Origin of the sequence: Pseudomonas fluorescens, from assembly GCF_902498195.1 — a bacterium.
GTDB lineage: Bacteria > Pseudomonadota > Gammaproteobacteria > Pseudomonadales > Pseudomonadaceae > Aquipseudomonas > Aquipseudomonas fluorescens_BU.
Genome location: NZ_CABVIY010000004.1, coordinates 266,485 through 285,982, shown reverse-complemented (window position 1 = coordinate 285,982; position 19,498 = coordinate 266,485). Strand labels below are relative to the sequence as shown.

General features: G+C 55.6%; 19 protein-coding genes. 3 read left to right on the top strand and 16 right to left on the bottom strand.

Translation table 11 applies throughout. From position 1 onward, the window contains the following. Nucleotides 1–26: 26 nt before the first annotated feature. The 4 genes from F8N66_RS16515 to F8N66_RS16500 form a co-directional block, all read right to left on the bottom strand. Nucleotides 27–860 carry an oxidoreductase gene (locus tag F8N66_RS16515; RefSeq protein ID WP_150771193.1) on the bottom strand — a complete coding sequence of 278 codons (834 nt, stop codon included), beginning with the start codon at nt 858–860 and terminating at the stop codon, nt 27–29. Between the two features lie 318 nt (nt 861–1,178). After that, on the bottom strand, nt 1,179–1,415 hold the full coding sequence (locus tag F8N66_RS16510) for a hypothetical protein (protein WP_150771192.1): 237 nt from the start codon (nt 1,413–1,415) through the stop codon (nt 1,179–1,181). 109 nt (nt 1,416–1,524) lie between these two features. Then, on the bottom strand, nt 1,525–2,382 hold the full coding sequence (locus F8N66_RS16505) for an SDR family oxidoreductase (protein ID WP_150771191.1): 858 nt from the start codon (nt 2,380–2,382) through the stop codon (nt 1,525–1,527). A gap of 74 nt (nt 2,383–2,456) precedes the next feature. Then, nucleotides 2,457–3,596, bottom strand: coding sequence for a glutathione-independent formaldehyde dehydrogenase (locus F8N66_RS16500; protein ID WP_150771190.1), 1,140 nt, complete (start codon nt 3,594–3,596; stop codon nt 2,457–2,459). A 283-nt stretch (nt 3,597–3,879) separates the two neighbouring features. Between F8N66_RS16500 and F8N66_RS31810 the strand changes: the two genes are divergently transcribed. Continuing rightward, nucleotides 3,880–4,083: a hypothetical protein gene (locus F8N66_RS31810; RefSeq protein WP_150771600.1), complete on the top strand. Its 204-nt coding sequence runs from the start codon at nt 3,880–3,882 to the stop codon at nt 4,081–4,083. A gap of 670 nt (nt 4,084–4,753) precedes the next feature. On the opposite strand, the gene F8N66_RS16490 is transcribed toward F8N66_RS31810, so the two are convergent. Continuing rightward, nucleotides 4,754–4,993 (bottom strand): hypothetical protein, encoded by a 240-nt coding sequence (locus tag F8N66_RS16490; RefSeq protein WP_150771189.1) that lies wholly within the window; start codon nt 4,991–4,993, stop codon nt 4,754–4,756. Then, nucleotides 4,990–5,247: a DUF6555 family protein gene (locus F8N66_RS31805; RefSeq protein WP_150771188.1), complete on the bottom strand. Its 258-nt coding sequence runs from the start codon at nt 5,245–5,247 to the stop codon at nt 4,990–4,992. Before F8N66_RS31805 ends, F8N66_RS16490 begins: the two co-directional genes overlap by 4 nt. Nucleotides 5,248–5,484: 237 nt before the next feature. Here F8N66_RS31805 and F8N66_RS16480 point away from each other — a divergent pair, with 237 nt between their 5' ends. Together F8N66_RS16480 and F8N66_RS16475 are read left to right on the top strand one after the other, a co-directional pair. Beyond that, on the top strand, nt 5,485–5,847 hold the full coding sequence (locus tag F8N66_RS16480) for a hypothetical protein (protein WP_224790490.1): 363 nt from the start codon (nt 5,485–5,487) through the stop codon (nt 5,845–5,847). 21 nt (nt 5,848–5,868) lie between these two features. Then, the gene (locus F8N66_RS16475; protein ID WP_150771186.1) at nt 5,869–6,576 is read left to right on the top strand and encodes an SOS response-associated peptidase family protein; all 708 of its coding nucleotides are present in this window, start codon (nt 5,869–5,871) and stop codon (nt 6,574–6,576) included. Here the strand turns inward: F8N66_RS16475 and F8N66_RS16470 are convergent. From F8N66_RS16470 to F8N66_RS16425, 10 genes are all read right to left on the bottom strand, one after another. Next, complete coding sequence (locus F8N66_RS16470; RefSeq protein ID WP_150771185.1) at nt 6,573–6,803, bottom strand: hypothetical protein; 231 nt, start codon at nt 6,801–6,803, stop codon at nt 6,573–6,575. The genes F8N66_RS16475 and F8N66_RS16470 overlap by 4 nt on opposite strands. A 222-nt stretch (nt 6,804–7,025) precedes the next feature. Beyond that, nucleotides 7,026–7,757, bottom strand: coding sequence for a hypothetical protein (locus F8N66_RS16465; RefSeq protein WP_150771184.1), 732 nt, complete (start codon nt 7,755–7,757; stop codon nt 7,026–7,028). Between the two features lie 98 nt (nt 7,758–7,855). After that, on the bottom strand, nt 7,856–8,383 hold the full coding sequence (locus F8N66_RS16460) for a lysis system i-spanin subunit Rz (RefSeq protein ID WP_150771183.1): 528 nt from the start codon (nt 8,381–8,383) through the stop codon (nt 7,856–7,858). Next, on the bottom strand, nt 8,380–8,805 hold the full coding sequence (locus tag F8N66_RS16455; RefSeq protein ID WP_150771182.1) for a cell wall hydrolase: 426 nt from the start codon (nt 8,803–8,805) through the stop codon (nt 8,380–8,382). Before F8N66_RS16455 ends, F8N66_RS16460 begins: the two co-directional genes overlap by 4 nt. Nucleotides 8,806–8,862: 57 nt before the next feature. Continuing rightward, nucleotides 8,863–9,786, bottom strand: a complete 924-nt coding sequence (locus F8N66_RS16450) for a DUF4214 domain-containing protein (protein WP_150771181.1) — start codon at nt 9,784–9,786, stop codon at nt 8,863–8,865. 327 nt (nt 9,787–10,113) lie between these two features. After that, the gene (locus tag F8N66_RS16445) at nt 10,114–10,548 is read right to left on the bottom strand and encodes a hypothetical protein (RefSeq protein WP_150771180.1); all 435 of its coding nucleotides are present in this window, start codon (nt 10,546–10,548) and stop codon (nt 10,114–10,116) included. Nucleotide 10,549: 1 nt separating this feature from the next. Then, on the bottom strand, nt 10,550–11,101 hold the full coding sequence (locus F8N66_RS16440; RefSeq protein WP_150771179.1) for a hypothetical protein: 552 nt from the start codon (nt 11,099–11,101) through the stop codon (nt 10,550–10,552). 8 nt (nt 11,102–11,109) lie between these two features. Next, a complete protein-coding gene (locus F8N66_RS16435) occupies nt 11,110–13,443 on the bottom strand; it encodes a hypothetical protein (protein WP_150771178.1) in 2,334 nt (777 codons plus the stop codon). Continuing rightward, nucleotides 13,443–14,339, bottom strand: a complete 897-nt coding sequence (locus F8N66_RS16430) for a hypothetical protein (RefSeq protein ID WP_150771177.1) — start codon at nt 14,337–14,339, stop codon at nt 13,443–13,445. The genes F8N66_RS16435 and F8N66_RS16430 overlap by 1 nt, the downstream gene beginning before the upstream one ends. Next, nucleotides 14,339–19,420, bottom strand: coding sequence for a tape measure protein (locus F8N66_RS16425; protein WP_150771176.1), 5,082 nt, complete (start codon nt 19,418–19,420; stop codon nt 14,339–14,341). Before F8N66_RS16425 ends, F8N66_RS16430 begins: the two co-directional genes overlap by 1 nt. Nucleotides 19,421–19,498: the final 78 nt, after the last annotated feature.

The window sequence follows — 19,498 nt, the reverse complement described above, 5'->3', positions numbered from 1 at the left end:
TCGACTGCACGACCTCCACGTTTTTTTCAGCCGTCCGTAGAACAGCTAAGCACCTCCCATTGCTCAATACTCTCCGCCGCCCGCTGCAGTTTGTCACGCACAAGGGCCAGGGCATCGCTGCCCAGCAGCAAGTGAGCCGGTGGCGTGGAGCTGTCGATAATCGTCAGCATGGCGCGTGCGGCTTTATGCGGGTCGCCCAGTTGAAGGCCGCTTTTTTCTTCACGGGCTTTGCGCACCGGGTCGAAGCTCGCATCGTAGTCACTGATACTGCGCGGCGTACGCTGCATCGAGCGGCCCGCCCAGTCCGTGCGAAACGACCCTGGGGCCACGGCCGTGACAAAAATATTGAAGGGGGCAAGCTCTTTGCTCAACGTGTCAGAGATGCCCTCCAGCGCAAATTTGCTACCGCAGTAATAGGCAATACCCGGCATGGTGATATAGCCGCCCATGGAGGTGATATTGAGAATATGCCCTGCCCGCCGCCGGCGAAAATACGGCACAAACGCCTTGGTCATCGCCACTGTGCCAAACACATTGACATCGAACTGGCGGCGCATTTCCTCCAACGACGACTCCTCGAAAATCCCCTCGTGGCCATAACCCGCGTTGTTTACCAGCACATCCACCGGGCCGTGCTGGTGCTCAACAGCGGCGACCACCGCGTCGATCGAATTGAAGTGGGTAACGTCCAGCACCACGCCATGGGCCCGCTCAGGCGAGAGCGCCTCGAAGGTAGCCAGAGAGGATTCGCTGCGAACAGTGCCGATCACTCGATGGCCATGGGCGAGAGCCTCCTTAGCCAGGGCCTGGCCAAAGCCACTGCTGACGCCGGTGATAAAAAGGGTTTTTTCTGAACTCATGGGGCGCACTCCTGAAGAAACAAGGTGAGGCCATGCTAGGGCTGGGAGTGGTGAGGGACTATGCCGGATTGGATTTGAGTATTGCCTAATCCTATCTTGCTAATCGGTGGGCAACCTTGAATCTGATGACAAAAACGAGGCCAAAGGAAGAAAGGGGCGGATTGATACGGCCTACTCTAAATGTCTGCCGTGGCCGAAATTGTCCGGTAACGAGCGTCTGAATTGGGGCGTTAGCCGTCTCGCACCAGGGGCAGCAATCGGCCAGAACCTGCCTTTCTAATCACCAGAGACACAGATTACTGGCAGCTGTCGTTTGTATCAGCGCATTTGATTGACGACTTCAATCTGCGTCACTCCAACCAACTCAGCTTGCTCTAAAATTTTCTCCGGCGTCGCGTCTGCTGTGGGCATGATCAGGCTGTTTTCTCCATCACCGAAATGCAGCTGTAGCAGGTGCAATGCCGCCTCATGCTCTAGTAACCGAAGTTGCTCGAGTTCGAGCACATATGTTCGGCACTCCCCGTCGAACAAGTACTCCAAGATGTATTTTCGCATGAGGGAATCCTCGTGTCGGAAAAGCGTGCTTTAGCTATCGAGGTGTGGTGTAAGCAGTCTTGCCTTCAGATCAAAGGCATTTGGGCACAAACCTTCACTTTGGCCGAGTTTAGAGGATGGGTTTTCCACCCGTAACGCCAAAACGCTCTCCTGAGATATAGCTACCCTCATCCGATGCCAACAGCACATAGATCGGTGCAACCTCGACTGGTTGCCCAGGGCGGCCCAATGGTGTATTGGCGCCAAAGTTTTTTACCGTATCTTCCGGCATCGTGGACGGAATCAATGGTGTCCAGATTGGCCCTGGCGCGACACTGTTAACCCGGATATTTCGCTTACCCAACATTTGCGCGAGACCTGCTGTGAAGTTCGCAATCGCGCCTTTAGTTGAGGCGTAAGGTATTAGCGTTGGATTTGGCGCATCGGAATTGACCGAGCTGGTGTTAATGATCGAACTTCCTTCTGCCATGTGAGGAAGCGAAGCCTTGCAAAGCCTGAACATCGCCGTAACGTTCACGTTGAACGTCCTCAGCCACTCCTCGTCAGGAATCTCCTCCAAAGTCTCATAGGTCATCTGAAAGGCCGCATTGTTAATGAGTACATCGATACGCCCGAACTTTGCCACAGTATCGGCCACAATCGCCGTACAGTGTGCAAGGTTGCCAATGTCTCCCGGCAAAAGCAGACACTGTCGCCCAGCGTCCTCCACCCAGCGCGCTGTCTCCTTCGCATCCTCGTGCTCATCTAGATAAGAGATCGCAACATCAGCTCCTTCCCGGGCAAAGGCTATGGCAACCGCACGCCCGATGCCGCTATCGCCACCGGTGATCAATGTGATTTTATTGGCAAGACGCCCCGATCCCTTGTAACTACTTTCACCGCAATCAGGGTACGGCTCCATTCTGCTTTGCTCGCCAGGTACAGATTGCTGCTGCGGTTTGAAAGGTGGTTTGGGATAGTTTTTCATTTCATTCGCCTTCCATCGACAAGAGAAGTTCGCCGACTCCGATCAAGCCGGCGAATGCGTAAGCATTGATGCCATTAGGCAGCAGGTTTGAGCACGACCTTTGTCCAGCCACTGTCCCGTGCGTCGAAGTGCTTGTAGGCGTCGGGGCCTTCGGCAAGATTCAGCCGATGAGAGATGATTTGCGCCGGATTGGCACGACCGTGGTGAATGAGTTCGGCCAGGCGACGGTTGTAGGCTTTGACGTTGGCTTGTCCGGTACGGATATGTTGTCCTTTGAACCAGAATGCACCGAAGTCGAAAGCCATCTTGCCTTCCTTCGCGAGTTCGTTTTTTGCACCCGGATCTTGCGGAACAAATACGCCAACGACCCCGATCCCGCCCGTAGCCTTCGTCGAAGCGACGAGATTGTTCATCGTCAGGTGATTAGCTTCATGGCCATGACTGTCGCAGCACTGATAACCCACGCACTCACAGCCGCGATCAGTGCCTTTGCCATGGGTCAGATTGAGAATCTGTTCCACTGCTTCCTTTTCCAGCGAATTGATTGGCGTGGCTCCCATTTGAGCAGCTAACTTCAAACGATCTGGATGGTTGTCGACCACGAACACCTGAGAGGCACCTTTGATCATGGCTGAGTGAGCCGCCATCAAACCGACCGGGCCGGCTCCGTAAATAGCAATGCTTTCGCCAGGCAGCAGGCCGGCCAATTCGGTGGCGTGCCATCCCGTAGGAAAGATGTCCGACAGCATCACGTAGTCATCTTCACGCTCTTGCGCGTCCTCGGGCAGTACCAGGCAATTGAAGTCCGCATAAGGCACGCGCAGCAGTTCAGCCTGCCCACCCTGATAAGGCCCCATTTCTGCAAACCCGTAAGCGGCACCTGCACTGCCGGGGTTTGCCGTCAGGCAAAAGCCAGTCAGGCCCTTCTCGCAATTCTCACAGAACCCGCAACCAATGTTGAATGGCAGACATACGCGATCACCGACTTTCACTCGGTCAACCCCTGTCCCTACCTCGATGACCTCACCAAGATTTTCATGGCCAAATACGCGACCGGTCTCCATTGAGGTGCGGCCTTCGTACATATGCAGGTCTGAACCACAGATATTGGTGGTGGTAATACGAACCAGAACGTCGGTTGGTTTTTCAATTTTGGCGTCGGGAACATTTTGCACGCTGACGTCGCGTGGGCCGTTGTAAACAATAGCTTTCATGGTGCTCTCCCATTAGCAGAACGAAAGGACATTTCGTTCGCTCAGACTTATCTGTCTGGATGGGAGGACGGGATGTTCAAAGAATAATGCCGAGGCCTGACGAGTGGTTAGAGATCAAGCCCAGTTTCTGAAATTGGGAATTTTCTGATTGATGCGATGTTCTCTATTTCGAGCGCACTTCGTTAGATCGGCCCAAGATGCACATCATTGATCCACTCTTCCATTATCATAATTTCAAGAGGTGAACGCCTTGGCCTATGTCGACTTGGTTCAATGGCCTGCCATGCTGGTCACAGTGCTCGCCGCATGGTTGATAGGGTCTCAGCGCCCATCTAGAAGAATGGCAGGATTTATCTGTTTTATCCTAAGCAACATTCTGTGGGTGATTTGGGGCTCCTACGCAGAGGCCTACGCTCTGATTGTGTTGCAGGTCTGCCTGTGCCTCATGAACTTGCGCGGATTCAAAAAAAATCATGAGGGTCATTAGTGGTTTAAGCCGACTCTACCTATTTCGAACGCAGGGCCTTCAGATGCACGGCATTGCCCAATGCTGAGCAGCTGGCAGTGTTGTCGAAAATGCACCACACCGTCGAGCGCTCTGCCGTTGTAATCCGGAGTTGTCTCGCGACCTTTTCCAGGTGCGATCAATTGTATCTGCATCTAGACCGGCATGGCGTAGCATGCAACGTGCCCTCCCAGCTCACCATTCTTCGCCATTCCCTCGACTGCATCAGCATAATGCCGGGTCGCCTCCATGATCAGATCGTTCCGCTCACCAACGCTTATCACGCCTTCACGCTGATATTTATCAGCCCTTCTCAGCAAGTCCTCATATTGTTCCGCGGCATCCCTCTTTGCTCCGCGGCATCCCTCTGTATTGCTGGCGTCACGAACAACAGACCAATAGCGCTGTGTTTCTATCATCGATGGACATGGCTTTTTCCACTAGGCGTTTCCTGGTAGATGCCTTGAAGTACAGGAAGGTTCAGGTGGATGTGGCCTGATTGGCTGGCGATCAGGCCCAAACTCCTCAGCGGCAATGGCCCCTAATTTTGTAAACACAAATGACTGGCAGCAATGGGCCGGGAGCGGCCCAATAAAGCCGAACGGACCAGGATTCAACGTGAGCTAGATGACCTAAATCGGAATTAGCAGCTTTAGCTGATCATCTCTCGCTTGATCCGCATCCAGTCACTGTAGGCTTCACTACGCTTCGCATCAGCGCTGGCTTTTGCTTCCATGAAGCGTGTCCACACGTTCGGTTCATCTATGCCGAGTTCAATGATTTTGTAGGCTTTCTCATCAAGCCTGTCCGCCTCACTGAACAGCTGAGTATTTTTCGCTATTTGCTCGTCCCAAAAATGCCCATCGTCGATGCTGAAGATAGGATTCGTCATTCCCCCTGGACCTCCTCCCAAGCAAGTGAAGCAGACTCTCGCCATTGTACTTCGGTGATGCCGTACCGCTCAGCTAAAGGCTTGCTGAAATGCTTCAAGTGAGGCTGTCCAGATTTCGGAATGGGAGCGATTCCAGCATCACAGCTTGCCCATTGCCATGCCTGTGCATTGTTCATTTCCATACTTCGTATCACGAATGACTTCCGATCCCCGTGAAGCCTGTACTCGACCACAAAAATTCCCGCTTGCTTCACCAGATTTTCTCCTTAAGCATTAAGCAGTGATCACCCGCGGCAAGGAAAATTCAGGCTGTTTTCTAATGCCTTGGTAGACGGCGCTCGCGGAATTCGCGAAAGCGCACCATGCTGATAGATACCGTAGCTCATATTTCCTGATGGCTTTTGAATCAGCCACCAGCTCGTCGCTCGACCCTAGCCCAGACGGCCCTAATCGATTACTGTATATCCAAACAGTATTATCAAGGTGTGACCGTGGCCCCGGACGAAATTGAAGACACCAGCGACTGGATGGGTTGCCCCACTGAGCTGGAGACCTGCCGCCATTTTCTGCGCATGTTCGAGAACGAGGTTCAGGAACTGACCTTGCAGCTACGTAGAGCCAGGGAAAACACCTTCAACCTGGTCAACCTACACGCCGATGTTTCCAACGAACGTGACACGCTACGCAGCGAATTGGCTAAGGTGAAAGCTGAGCTATCAGACGCAAAGCGAGCAGTCGTCGACATCGAGACCAAAAGTAATTGGCAGCTGATGGCTAAAGACAAGGCCATCAGCGAACTGACGGCCCGAGTCAAAATGCTGAGAGATCAAATCCCTACCGCCCCGTTGAGCTGAAGCAGCTGTGAGGAAATCATCATGTGCGGACGGCTTTCCCAATACAGCGGCATCCATGACTTCGTGGCGGCGCTGAGCATGCCCGACACCCTGGTGAACTCCACTGGCGATCAAGCGTTCGATCGCTACAACGCTGCTCCGTCGACACAGTTGGCCCTGTTCCATCAGGAAGGTAGCTATCTGCACGCCGACATGGTGCGCTGGGGCTGGCGACCGCACTGGGCCAAAGATCGCGCCGCCCCCATCAATGCCAGGGTCGAGAAAGTCGCGCACGGTCCCTTTTTCCGCGCGATCTGGCCGCACCGGGCGATCATCGCGATCAACAACTGGTTCGAATGGGTAGACGAAGGCGGACCAAAGAAGCAGCCCTACCTGATTCGACACAGGGACCAGTCGCCAATCCTCTGTGCAGCGATCGGCCAATACCCAAATGCCGAGCATGAACCGAGCGAACATGATGGTTTTGTAATCATCACCGCCGATAGCGCCGGCGGGATGGTGGACATCCATGACCGGCGGCCGGTGGCATTGTCACCGGAATTGGCCAGAGAATGGTTGGATCCGGCCACGCCCAAGGAGCGCGCCGAGCAGATGGTGTTGCTTCAGGGTGAGCCGACTGAGGTTTTCAAGTGGTTCAAGGTAGACCGGGCCATCGGCAATGTGCGGAACCAGGGTCATTACCTGATACAGCCGATCGAAGCGACGCCCGAGAGCGATGAGCTGTTTTAGGACGGTGCCAATGACTTGAGCCGCTCCTCCAACGCCGTTTCAAAAATGATGTACAACCGCTCCGCGTCACCCGCCCTTAACGCTCCGGCCGTCTCCATTCCAAGCACAAAGCCTTCGGCCCGGGCGCCCGCCTTCACCGCCACGATCATCGAGTCAGCACGGCCGATTTGAGCCAGCAAGCGCTCAGCTTCCCGCTTCATCTTGCCGCCAAGTACAACGTCTTCCAAGGCCGCGATCCTCTAACGTGAAAACCAATACATGACGGTCAAAACGACTGAAGCCCAGATGATCGTCATCAGGATTGAAAGGCCCGCCAGTTGTTTGTCCATTACGGAAGTCTTTCAATATGTGGCTGCTGATCATGGGCCAACCTGTCACAACCGACAAGAATAGCCCTAGGCCATCACCTGCAATCTCCCGCACGTAAACCTGGCACGCCGCCAGCGGAATCAGTCCTTGGTCGCCGGAGTTAATATTGGTGTTGGTGTTGGTGTTGGTGCTGAGGTCGGTGATGGTGATGGATCATCTTTTAGAAATTCAAATGCGGGCAACTCGCACTTAATGACTTGGTATTTTCCAAATTTGCTTTCAAGAACTCCAGTTAGAATTCCTACGCTTTTTGAGGGGCCAGTTTGTGAGGCACCAGGTGGTTCGTGAAAAACCCGTTTATCTAGGTCCCTCGACGAGGCGGTATCTGGGCTGGCCCATGCATTGATCCCCCAAGACCTATCTAGTGAGGCGCGCATAGCGTGAGCCAGTTCGAGCGATTTTTGCTCAAGATAATGCTTAGGGCACTTATCTTTGATCGCGTCGCCCATTTTTTTCATTGCAGCTTCGACGCTTTCGTTTTCGACAAGAGCAAGCTCCCCCCAATACAACGCCCAAAATCGCGATTGAATTTCCCCCGAAGTTTCAGCTGACTCCTGAGTCGCTATCTTCGCTGCGACTTGAGACACCTCAGTGTAGAGCTTGAGTTGCCTCTCAAGAAAAGGTTTAGTTGCTTCGAGCCGACGATTCTCTTCCGATTTTGTATATTCGTCTTTCCTCTGTTGACGATCCTTATCCTCCTTTACTGTCCACTGCCAAAGTCCGACACCAAAGCTCCCCACCGCTCCCACTAAAGCTAATATTTTGAGGAGGTTATCGAGGTTCTCAAGGGGCATTCTCTGGATCTTGCGCATGGCGAAACCATCGATTGAGGGGAAGGTATAAAAACTATAGTTGTACACTGAGATCCAGCCCTAAAAAACGCATGCTACGCCGTGGCGATGCGTCTTCGTTATGGGTATCCCCGTAACTGCACCGAGCACACGTCGCGCACATACGCCTGAAGCGCCCTCAAGGCTGTTTGGTCGACAATGATTCCGGCGCGGATATCGAAAACAGTTCGTCCAGCAGTTGCAGAGAGCTCGATGGCTCCGCCATCGTCCACGCCGGGGGCGCGGGCGGGATCGGGCACGTAGCCGCTATCGGCATGACAACTTCCCGCGATGCGCAGCCGACGAGCAGAGTCATCAGCAGCACGGCGCAGCCTTTCATTTTCAGCGAGGTCATGCGCTTTCTCCTTGGTGGCTTTGACATCAATATCGTCTCGGGCCTTTTCGGCGGTCAGCTGCTTCTCCAGTGCCGTTCGCGCGTGGGCAGCTGCCGCATTGCTGATGGTGGTCAAGTCAGTCTGGTACAGGCCAGATTGCTCTGCGAGCTGCTTGCCGTAGCGCCAGTCCTGCGCCTTCCAAGTGGCGCCCGCCGCCAGCAGCAATAGAGCCAGTACGCCGGGCACCGCCCACTTCAACGCCGCAAGGCTCATGGCACATCCTTGAAGAAAATGTGCCGGCCGAGCTTCAGCGTCTGTTTGGCGCCCTTCACCCAAATCGGCGGCTTGGGCATGGTGGTCGCGTAGTAGTGGGTGGCACCACCGGTTGGGTCGGGCACCTTGCCGTCGATCACCTGGTCAGCCACTACCCGGCACTGGGCCAGTTCCCGGAACGGGATCTCCCGGGCGCCACTCAGGGACGGATAATTAGGATCGGTCCGGTTCCAGCAGCTGAACTGGTACGGCTTCTGGCAGACGCCGGCATAGCCCTCGCCCCACCACGACTTGGCATTGCTGTCATTCACGCGGTTTCGAATCGTCCAGGCGACGGCGATCTTGCCGGCCAGACTTTCGCCTCGGGCTTCACCCCAGAGGGTCCGGGCAAGGATGTCGCGGTCATTCTCAGTTGCAGTCATACTTTTCTCCAGGCGAAAAAAAGCCCGCACTTGGCGGGCCGTTCCTAAAAACTAAAACTAACCAGTAATACTGAAGTCAATTGATTCACCTTGGCTCAAATAAACGCCGGACAAGTCAATCGTAACAACATCATCACTTACTGTAATATTGGTTTTGCCTAATGTCTTATATGGAGCGTGATCGGTAAATGTGGAAGAGTTAATAATTACACCCTTAAATGCTGCCAGCTCATTATTTACATCAGTGAATGTCACTTGAACCCCATCCCCATAAATCACGTCAAACCCATCAGACGTTAATACAAACCCGCCAGCATATACATCAATATTCATTACGCCGAAGCCTGTCAGTTCCACCCCATTGCCGACTGCAAACGCTTTATGCTCAATGGATGAAGACGCAAAGCCAAAATCAGCCTCGAGATTTTTACCCATTAGATCCAGATTCTTTGAAACAGGTGGTGTAACTGGCGACGGAGGATAATCCCAATAATTGTTGATCAAGTTGGCTGTCGCCACTGAACTGGTATCGCTGGTGACAAATGACAACAAGGACTTCGCATAGGTCAAATCATTGCCAGACAAGGACTTCGCAAAACTTAAGCCGGCGTCGACCTTGTTTTGAAGCAGTTGATGAGCTTCGCCCTTCCCATCCTGGATTGAAAAGATCATTTCCTTGATCAGGTCTTTTCGGTTGCCCAAATCCGAAAAACGATCCTGCCAGTAGGCGGCGCCTGCGGAATCTGGGCTGCGGTTAAGAACCGTGCTGTAAAAGTTAGTAAAGAAAGCGGCATCCGAGACATCGTCACCGTAGAGTGACTTCCCTTCATTGCTGTTAAGGAAGCTGGATACCAAACCATCAAACGACAGTCCATTTGTCAGCTGACCCGACCAGTAGGCCAACCCATCCTTATCAGGCGCCCGGCCGAAAGCAGCGACGTACATCACGGTTGCGAGTTTTTGCGATTCTACTTCGGTCATGGCGCCTTCCTTGTGGGGTATTGTCGAAAAATGTCATTTTGACATCATGACGCCAATAACTGGAAGTCCTAGCCTTGCTTCAGCAGGTGCCAAAGTGATGGGATTTTCCGCTTAGTGCGCAAAGGAATGCTGAATTTTGTAGTCGTCAACGCCCACAACCGCGATTGGCCGGCCTGTTCCCCGATGGTAGCATTGCGCCACGTTCTCCGCGTATGAAGGGATACAGGAGGAAATAGAAGCCCCGGCGGGCCAACCTCCGGGGCTTCGTCCTCTCAATTTCCAGGCACAAAAAAACCGCTCAAGGCGGCCGATTGCGTCGCGGACTCTTCAGGCGGGCACGGCCCCAAACCGCCCCATGTACCGGCAGGCATCCGCCAGCGTCCTCGGGCTGTAGGTCGAGGGGTTGGGCATGCCCAGGGCCGACGCACACCACTCGGAGCAGAACTGCGAGTCGCTGTCGGTCTGGTTGCGGTTGAATAGCTGGCTGCCGATCAGGGAAAACCAGCCGTAGGTGTTGCTTTTGGTCTTGGCGTAGTAATCCAAGACTGCCACGGAATCCGCCCAGGGCAGATCGATCACGTCCCACTTATCTGGCTCCAGATCGATCACCTTGACCCGAACTCCTTTGTCCATGATCGAGCTAGAACAGCAGACGCCACCCATCACCAATTCGCAGTGGCTATAGATTGAGCTGGTCCACCACTGGATAAACCGGGCACCGATACGGGTGTCATTCTTTCGCAATGCAAGCTGTACGGTCATATCACGCTCCCGGCAGGGTGTAATCGATCACGACGGCGGCCAATTCCTCAGCGGTCGTCGCGGCGCGGATCTGGTCGTCGATACCCTGACGCCGACCAGTCAGGTAGGCCGAAGCCATCGCGAAGGCATTGACCTTTGCCAAGGTTCGGGCCAGGTATTCGTCGCGATCCAGGCCGCGCGCCGTGGCGGCGATGTCGATCCATGGCGTCGGGGCGGTAGAGTCAGCACCCCAAGCCACTGCCTCGGCACGTTGACGCTCCCAAGTGGTGATCTCGGCGGCCGGGTAGTCGCAAGTCATCAGGGAAATGGCGGTGTCATATTGGGCGTTGTTGTCCGCCGTCAGGTCGGCGCGCCGGACATCAAGCTCGATGTCGGGGGCGGCAGGCGCCTCGGCCAACACCTCCCACCTGCTACCAGTCCAGCGGGCGACCTGTTCACCCTCAAGTTCTGGCGGTACGGTAAAAGTACAACGGTTAGGAAGCTCGCCATTCTCGTCTACTTCGCGCGAGGTAAAGTAAAAGTCGCTTTCGTTCCACAAATAAACTGTTTTCATCCAGCGCCTCAAAAATAAGTATCTGGCATGGCCAGCATGAAGTAATTGTTTGTGGTGGATGCGGCGAAGAAACCAATGTTCGGCGCCCAGGCAACTGAATCGAGCATATTGGTTTCGCCACCGACTTGAGTGAAATTAAGGCCGCCGTCAGTGCTGTAGGACCAGATTCCGCTGCTGAGATTTTTAGTCATGATGTAGTTGTTGGGACCTGCAACCACCTTGCCGCCGGGAGAGCTTGCGAGCGTGGAATAACTGGCACCAAAGTCCGCTGACCGAGCTCTAAATGCAGCGACGGTGTTGGTAAGTACAACGACGCCGTTCTTCTGCAGGACCAAGTAGGCCGGACTGCCACCGCCAAGCCCTGTAGAAACTCCGCTGCCCCATGTCGTTCCATTGTCCGAGCTTCTGTAGGAAGTACTGCCTGACGAAATGAGCCAGTTACTGGCGGCATCAGTTGCCACCATATAGCTGGCACTTGCCAGCGAGGAGATGCTTGCCCATGTGACGCCGCCATCAACAGATTTCTTAGGCAAAACACTGCTGCCGGTGGCGGTTGCAATCATGACGTCGTTAACGCCGATTGCGATGCGGTTGTAATTGGCAGAGCCGAAACCCGTATTTGCAGACGTAATCACAGCGAAGGTGGCGCCGTTATCGGTTGATCGGATCGCGACCCCTGACCCAACGGCCAACCACAACCCTTTTTTGTTCGTCACCAATGTAAACAGGATTGCCCCACTGGGATTGCTGACAGCTGCCCAGCTTTTACCGCCATCAGTACTTCTTCGAATAGTGGACGCAGAGACACCAACAATCACGCCGTTATCGTCGGTCGCCATTTCCAAAATCGACGCACCGATGGAGTTGCTATTGACCCTCGCAAATGAAGCACCCGACCCTTGATACACACTGCCTGCCTTGATATAGCCCTGAAGACCAGCTGGCACAGGGAAGTCTGGCAGTTTGAACAGGGAGTTCGCGTCATATCCATAGGTTGGGACCGAGCGCAGGGCAGATGTATTGACGGAACTGACGGCGTTGAAAATCCCTTTGCCAGAACTGGTGACCCGGCTCGCGCCGGCCAGAACGCCTGACGCCGGGAAAACAACCGTGACAGCATCAGCAGCGGCAGGCAGGTAACCGATCTGAGGTGAGACGGACCGAACGAACACGAACATCCCGGCCCAGCAGGCGATATCCGTCACAGCCGACGTAGCCATGGTGATCAGGTTCCATGTCAATCCGTTATCCGGAGACTTATAAGTCCCGCCCGATGCCGTCGCACCGGAAATCATCCAAATCCCTTGCTTATCAGTTGCTATTGCAGTCGGTGCAGCGCCAGCAGTAAAAACAAGTCCCCAGCTATTACCGTTGTCCATTGAGCGGCGCATTTGGGTCCCAGCAGCGATGATCCATGTGCCCTTGCCGTCGTTGGCGACAGCGGCATGCACAGCGGTCGCGCCCGTTGTTACTGCTGAAAAACCGGAACCATAAAACCCGGCTGGGGAAAGCCATACGGCGGTACTGGTAGCACTAGGCGTAGCGACAACCGCGCCGTCCGGAGAAGCGGAAACTCGGCTAATTGACCCGCTAGGGCCGCCAGCAACAATCCAGGTTACGCCATCATCGATGGATCGAATCACTGAGTTAGAGCTACCCGCGTACCAGTTGCCAGCTCCGTCACAGGTGATACAGGTCGCGGTAAGGCCGGACAACACGCCGATTGTGAAGGATGTCCAAGTGGCACCGTAATCCGTCGATTTCATCGCTGCACCGGTAGTGCCGGCAAGCAGAGCAATGACCACGCCCGTGTTCTGGTTGCTGGATACGTCAACGACCGTCCCGGAAATAGCGGGCGATGGCGTTACGCTCGCCCAAGTTTGCGCAACGTTTGGAGAAAGCAAACCCAGCGCGGCAAACAGCGTGGGCATGGATGATTGCGCACGAATACTGCCGTTGGCCGGGACCCACAAGTTGCCCGGTTGCTTCGCGGAAACCTTGATGTCGCCGACTTGATCGGTTGAGCCGAACGTCAAGCCGGTGCGTGCCGGGTTGACCACCAAAAAATCACCTGGATTGCCCAGCGGTCCAAGACCGGCGGACGCCCCCGCGAGCGCCGCGGCAGCAACCGCCGTCTGTGCAGCTATTTGCGCCTGGGTGCCAGCGGCCGAGGCTCCGTCGATGGCTGGGGCATAGGCATTGAGAGCTGCAATAAACGCGTTAGCCTCGGTCACCATGGGCGGCATCGCAGCGATGAACGGGTCCGACTTCTCATTAAAAGCGTCCTGACCATCCGCACGTTGAGGCGCTGGAGGAAGTGGCGTGAGAGGTGGTAAAGCCATTAGATAAGACCCTCAATTGATAGCTGGCAATCAGATACGCTCGGACCTGAATAGATCATGTCGAGTGATTTGAAAAACCCATAAATGATGGTTGCTTCGTAGGTCTCTTCGCCGATCCAAACAACTGGCTTAGCGCGGACGTCAATAAGCATTTTTCGGACTTTGGAAACTTGATCGGTATCGACGATTACCGGGAAGTCACCGGTATCTGAAAAAGCGCCCTCAACGACCACCAGGTTGCCGAACTTATCTCGCTCTTTTCGGCTGTAGTCATCCAGTCCAACTTTCGCGCCGTAGGTCGTAACGCCGACGGGAGCAAGCTTGCCTATGACTAAGGCGCCAATTGAGGCAATCGATCCGCTGGTAACCGTTACCGTAATGATTGCAGAGCCGTACGTGGGCATGTCGAGAATGACAAAGCTCGTCCTCGAGTCGACATCGGCAAAAAAGTAGTCATACCAACTGCCGACAGGCTCGATCAGCCGCACCGTGCGGGAGTAGATAAGGCCGTCGACGGGATCAGTCATGGTAATGGTTGCGGACTGACCCTGAACATTGAACAGCGCCAGTGAGTTCACGGCCGACCCGGGCTTGATCGTGACCGATACAGACTCGGGATTTGCAGTGGCTGTACCCACAATCTCGTCGAACATCTTCCATCGGTTGATTGCGCCGACATCCAGCCACTTCGCCGGATGGTCCTTGTCGACGATCTCCGCGCCCGGCTTGACGCCGGCAGCAATGGCTGCCAGCGCTTCGTAGTTGCGACGGTCGAGAGTCACCTTATTGCCGATGGCATATGTCGCGGTGGGCGACCAGGCTGGATTATCCGTTTCCGGCACGTTGGAGCTGATCAACTTGGCAGGAGTTACCACAATCGGTCGGATAAACTGCATCAGGTGGCACTCGCTGTAGTTGCTCGGGTAGGTGGCAAGCCTTCTTTATCGAACTTCTCGAAGATTTTTCTATTCTTGTTAAGGTCAACTTTCATCGGCCCCATGATCTGTTTAACCACGTCAATCAGCGTGTCGACCTTTTGCGCGAGCTGAGCGGTGGTGCTGCTACTGCTCGTCAATGCCGCCTGATTACCGCTGTAGATCCGGCTTGGCGCCATTACTTCCAGCTGAGGCGCTATCTCACCAACCCCGCCGCCCATGGCGAACGCCGGCAACTGCCCGGCATTCATCTGATCGAGCAGGCCGGTACCGAACATGCTCACCGCGGACGCTTTCATGACGTATTCGCCATTCGAGAGCCGGGCGAAAATGCTGTCGCTTGTTCCGGTGCCAGGGCCGGAGATCAGCCCTCCCATGGCGTGGCCGGCGATAGAGCCATTGGCCACCGCCGCGTTCTTGATGGCCTGTTCCAGCTGGCCAACAGTCAGCGCCCCCGAAGCGACCTGATCGGCCCAGTACTTGGCACCAGCTGCGTCTGCAGTTTTGCCGAGCACGGATTGATAGGCGTCTTTGATGGCGTTTTCAGCGGCTGCGTTTTTGATAGCCCCAGCGAGCTGGTCATAGCCGAGAGAGCCGTTGCTGACCTGGCCCTGCCAGTATGTTTTGCCTGGTGCATCGGCGTTGTGCCCGAGCAGATCCTGATAAACCGAGTCAATCAGCGTCCCGGCGTTGGTTGGGGTTGCTGACTTGATGCTTCCGAGCGCCGCAACAACTGCGGCATTCATTGCTTTCACGGCATCCGCGACACTTACAATCGAGTTGTCGATGCCGTTAAGGGCATCCATCTGCGCCTGAGCGAACTCAAGCTGCTGGTCGAACTGCGCCATCTGCAGGTCGTAGCTGTCTTTGGCTTGTTTGATCTGATCCTCAAGCCCTTTCAGCGACTTCTCGGCAGTGGTGAGCTGCTTGCCGTTGAGGCCATTCAACTCCGCTACCACGTTGGCCGTCCGCCCCTGATCCCGGGCAAAGTCCTCCATCGAGCTATACAGATCGGTGTTGTTGTTCCCGACGGTATCCAGTGCATCGCTCAAGCCGGTGAAACCCGACAGCGAGCCGCCCGCGCGTGCTGTTGCCAGCGCACTTTGCAGCGTGGCCTGCGCCTGAGTTCGCAGCATCTTCACGGCATCATCCGAGTCGCCGCGCAAAGCCTTGAGTGCCGCGCCCAGGTCGTTACCGACAGAAGTCAGTCCGCTGACGCTCTCCTTCGCGGTGCTGGCCATGTCGTTGAGCGAAGTGATCCGAGCGTTGTAGGCCTCGGTCGTCGCCTTTTGCTGTGCTGCGATGGCGCGCTGAACAGCGCTATGGGCACTGCTCGCTGCGCCCACCAATGAATCGGTCAGGGCTTGGGCCAAATCAAGCGCTGCTTGCTCAGCGGCAGACGCACGCTGTTCGAGGATGGTGTATGCGGAGGCGGCATTTTCATTGAGGCCGATGAGATTGATGTACATCGCACGACCGGCATCGGTCGTACTATCGATCCCCTCAACCAATGCCCTGAACCCTGCACGGGATGCCGGCAAGGTCACACCGAGCGCCGCGAACTGATCAGTGACCGATTTCAATACATCATCGGCCTTCTCTGTCTCGGTGAAGAAATTGCTGTAATAGCTTTTGGCGTTGGTGTTAAACGCCTCCATGCCACCCGACATCGCAACGAACTGCTCGGCGAGTTTCCCGCCCCATACCGATACAGGCAGCGCGTTGACGTTGAGTAACTTGAATGTGTCGTTGATGCTGAACAGGTTGCCGACAAATGTGCCGAGTTGATCCAGCGAATAGCCAGCCAGCCCCGAGTTTGTGGCATCAGATACCGCCGAAATGGCAGCATTTCCGAGTTCGCCAAACCAGGCTGTAACCTCCTCCTGAACCTGCTCGGCTGTTTTGTCCTTGGTGCTGATCTTCGTGTCGGCCATGTTAAGGCCATCCAGCACGCTGTCGCTGAGCTCGACGTTGAGGCTGTCGAAGAGCCCGAGGACGGTTCCCAAGGTGTTCGCGTAGGTGGTATCCAGCGCCGACTGCATCTCCGGATCGAGCGCGCTGAGACGAGTGCGTTTCTTGTTGCTGCTGAACAGGCCGCCCTTTTTCTTCTGGTACTCGAACGAAGATGCATCCAGCTCGCCGCCGGTGACACCCAGTTGGATACCTTGGTCTTTGGTGACCCAGTCGCCGCCGAACAGCGAAGACCCGAACATTCCACCAAGCACCGCACCAACGGCCGCACCGATGACGTTACCGATCACAGGAACAGCCGAGCCGATAGCTGCACCGGCATACGCGCCGGCGACCGCACCACCCGCGCCGGCAACCGCACCTTTGACGCCTGCCTTCAGGTAGCCGGCAATCGCTCCGCCGATACCGAAAGTGATGGCGCTGGTAGCACTAAGGCCGGCGGCCGCCGATGCCGCAGCGCCCGAGTAACTAGCTGCGCCAGCGCCCGCGTCGGCACCGATTCCCACAGCAATAGATCCGGCGCCCTGGCCCACCGCACCAGACAGCCCAGCGGCGGTAATTTCGCTAGCGGCAGTCGTTGCACCGCTGGCAAATGCACCAGAGATGGCGCTGCTGACGTAGCTTGCGCCATTTGTGAAGGCACCTTGAAGCCCGCCAATCAACCCTTCGCCGCCAGCCCAGCCCGCACCCACGGCACTACCAAACCCGGAGGTCGCTACGCTATAAGCACCGCTGACAGAATTCCAAGCGCTTTCTAAATTCAGCCCGCCACCGCCAGAACCGCCGAAAAGCCCAGATGATTGCGCTGACAGGCCGCCCACACCCAGCGAAGCGCCGATCTGCATAACGATCGGCTTGGTGATTGCCATGTGCGCCAGCTCGGCCAGCAACTGCTTGAAGCCATCCTTCAGGCTTGCTGCAAAGCCATCGAAGTCTTCATCGATGTTTTTCCAGGCATCAGCGAATGCATCATCTACCCGGTCCACTGCGCCTTCAGTGAATTGACCCCAAGCAGTAGCGGCGTTTCTGTTTTGTTCATATTCGAGGGCAAGCTTCGCCAGAGTTTCTTGGTATAACGCCGTATCCCCGCTGCCTGAGGCTATAGCGGCGTTGAGTGCCTCCTGCTCCTTCGTGTACTCGCGCAGCAGCTTTACCTGTGGATTCAGCCGGTCAACGATCCCTTCGATTGAGTTGGCCTGCTCCAGCGCCTTGTTAGCTGCCAGCTGAGCTTTGGTCTGTTCAAGAAGCTGCTCATATTCCTTGCTGCCGTACTCGATCTTCTTGCCCGAAAGCGCGATAGACATCGATTTCTGGATATTGAAGGTTTCGAGAGCGTCCGCCCCTTGAAGCGTTGCCGTGGCCTGGGCCAAGGTCTGCGTGGTTTCCGCACGCATGTTTGCGATGGACTGCGAAATGTCCAACCGGTCTTTGGCGTCGGCCTCACGATTGACTGCCGCGGTTACAGCGTCACGCGCGCCGGCGCCAGTCTTGAGCAGCTCCTCTTCGACTTTCTGCTGGATCGTCAGCTCGCGGACGTTGTCGGCGCCGGCCAGGTAGGCGTCGGCCATGGCGTTGGTGGAGTTTGTCGATATGGCGGATTGCGCGAGTAGGGAGTCGAGAGCTTTCTTCTCTTGATTGGCCGCCTTCTCTGCTGCCGATCCGTATTTTTTTACTACTGCCTCGGAGGCTGCCTTGGCATCCTTCTCTCTAGCGTACTTGAGCAGTAATTCTTCCTGCGCCGGAAGCAGCTTGCCGAGTTCGCCATGCTCGATTGCATAGCGAGTCTTGGCCACTTCAGTGTTATCGCCCTGAAGGGCGGCCATCTTTTGAAGGCTTTTAAGCTGTTTTTCGTACGCCTCGTTTACAGCGCTAGCCCCAGCAGCCTCGCCTTTCGGGGATTGCCCGCTGACCCCCGCGGCATCCTTCTTCATCTTTTCAATGGTGGAGCGGGCTTCATCAGCCCGTTTACTGAGCCCTGCGATCTCACGGTCTAGCTCGTCGCGATTGTAGAACTTGAAGTTGAAGAGAACAGTATCGCCGGCGTCGTTTGGGTTCAGCTTGGCACGAGCAGTGTTCAGATCACGCATACGCGAAAGCGTGGTGCCGATTTCGCTATTGAGCCCTGCTACCGTCTGCTTGTTGTCGCGAAAGAAGTCTGAGAACTCACCGGAGCTGAATCCGTCCAAGGCTAGCGACATTGAAAGAATGGCGCCCGCAAACTTGTTGCTAGCCCCTGCGGCCTCATCCAGCTTTCCAATGGCTTGAGTAAGCGAGTTGCCAAACGCCGTTAGCGCTTGGCTACCAGTCACTTGCATTGTCGTAGCAAGCTCATCCACCGCTGCTTTTTGACCGGTCAGTGCCTTGATGAGCTTCTCTGAAGTGAGCTCCCCTTCGGCACCCATGGCACGTAACTGGCCGACAGATACTCCAAGTCCGCGAGCAATGGTTTGAGCGAGAGCTGGCGTCTGCTCCATGATGGAGTTCAGTTCATCGCCACGTAGCGCACCTGATGCGAGCGCTTGGCCAAATTGCGTCAGCGCCGCCTCTGCCGCCTGAGCACTTGCGCCACTGAGGGCAACAGACTTAGCAATGGTTTCGGTAATGCTTGCTACGTCGGCAAAGCTCAGGCCTAGCTGCTTGCCGTTTTGGGCTACACGCTGATAAACGGACGCCGTTGTTTCCAGAGATTGACGCGACGCTTGAGCGGAGCTGAACACGGCTTCCTGAGCAGCAGCTAGCTGTACCGCCCCTTCAGTCACCAATCGCAGTCGGTTGGTCAGGTTAGCGTACTCATCAGCAGCAGCTGCCACTTCCCTTACGCTGAATGCTGCTCCAAGTAAGCCCGCAGTCGCCTTCAGCGCTTCACCCAAACCTGAGACGCTATTGGCGGCGCTTCGCCCTACTTCTTGGACCTTGCTGAGCTGAGTTACTGCCAGTCCGCCGCTAGAGGCGAGCCGCAACACCGCAGACTCTGTATTTTTTGATGAACGCTCAAGATTGCTCAGCTCAGCGGTTGCCGACTTTGCCTGTGTGCTGTCAACGGCGATAACAAGGCGCGCTGTCTCAGTCATGCCTTTCTCCAGGCGTAAAAAAACCGGCGCTTGGCCGGTTTACGGGTAATAAAAAACCCGCCGAGGCGGGTTCTATTT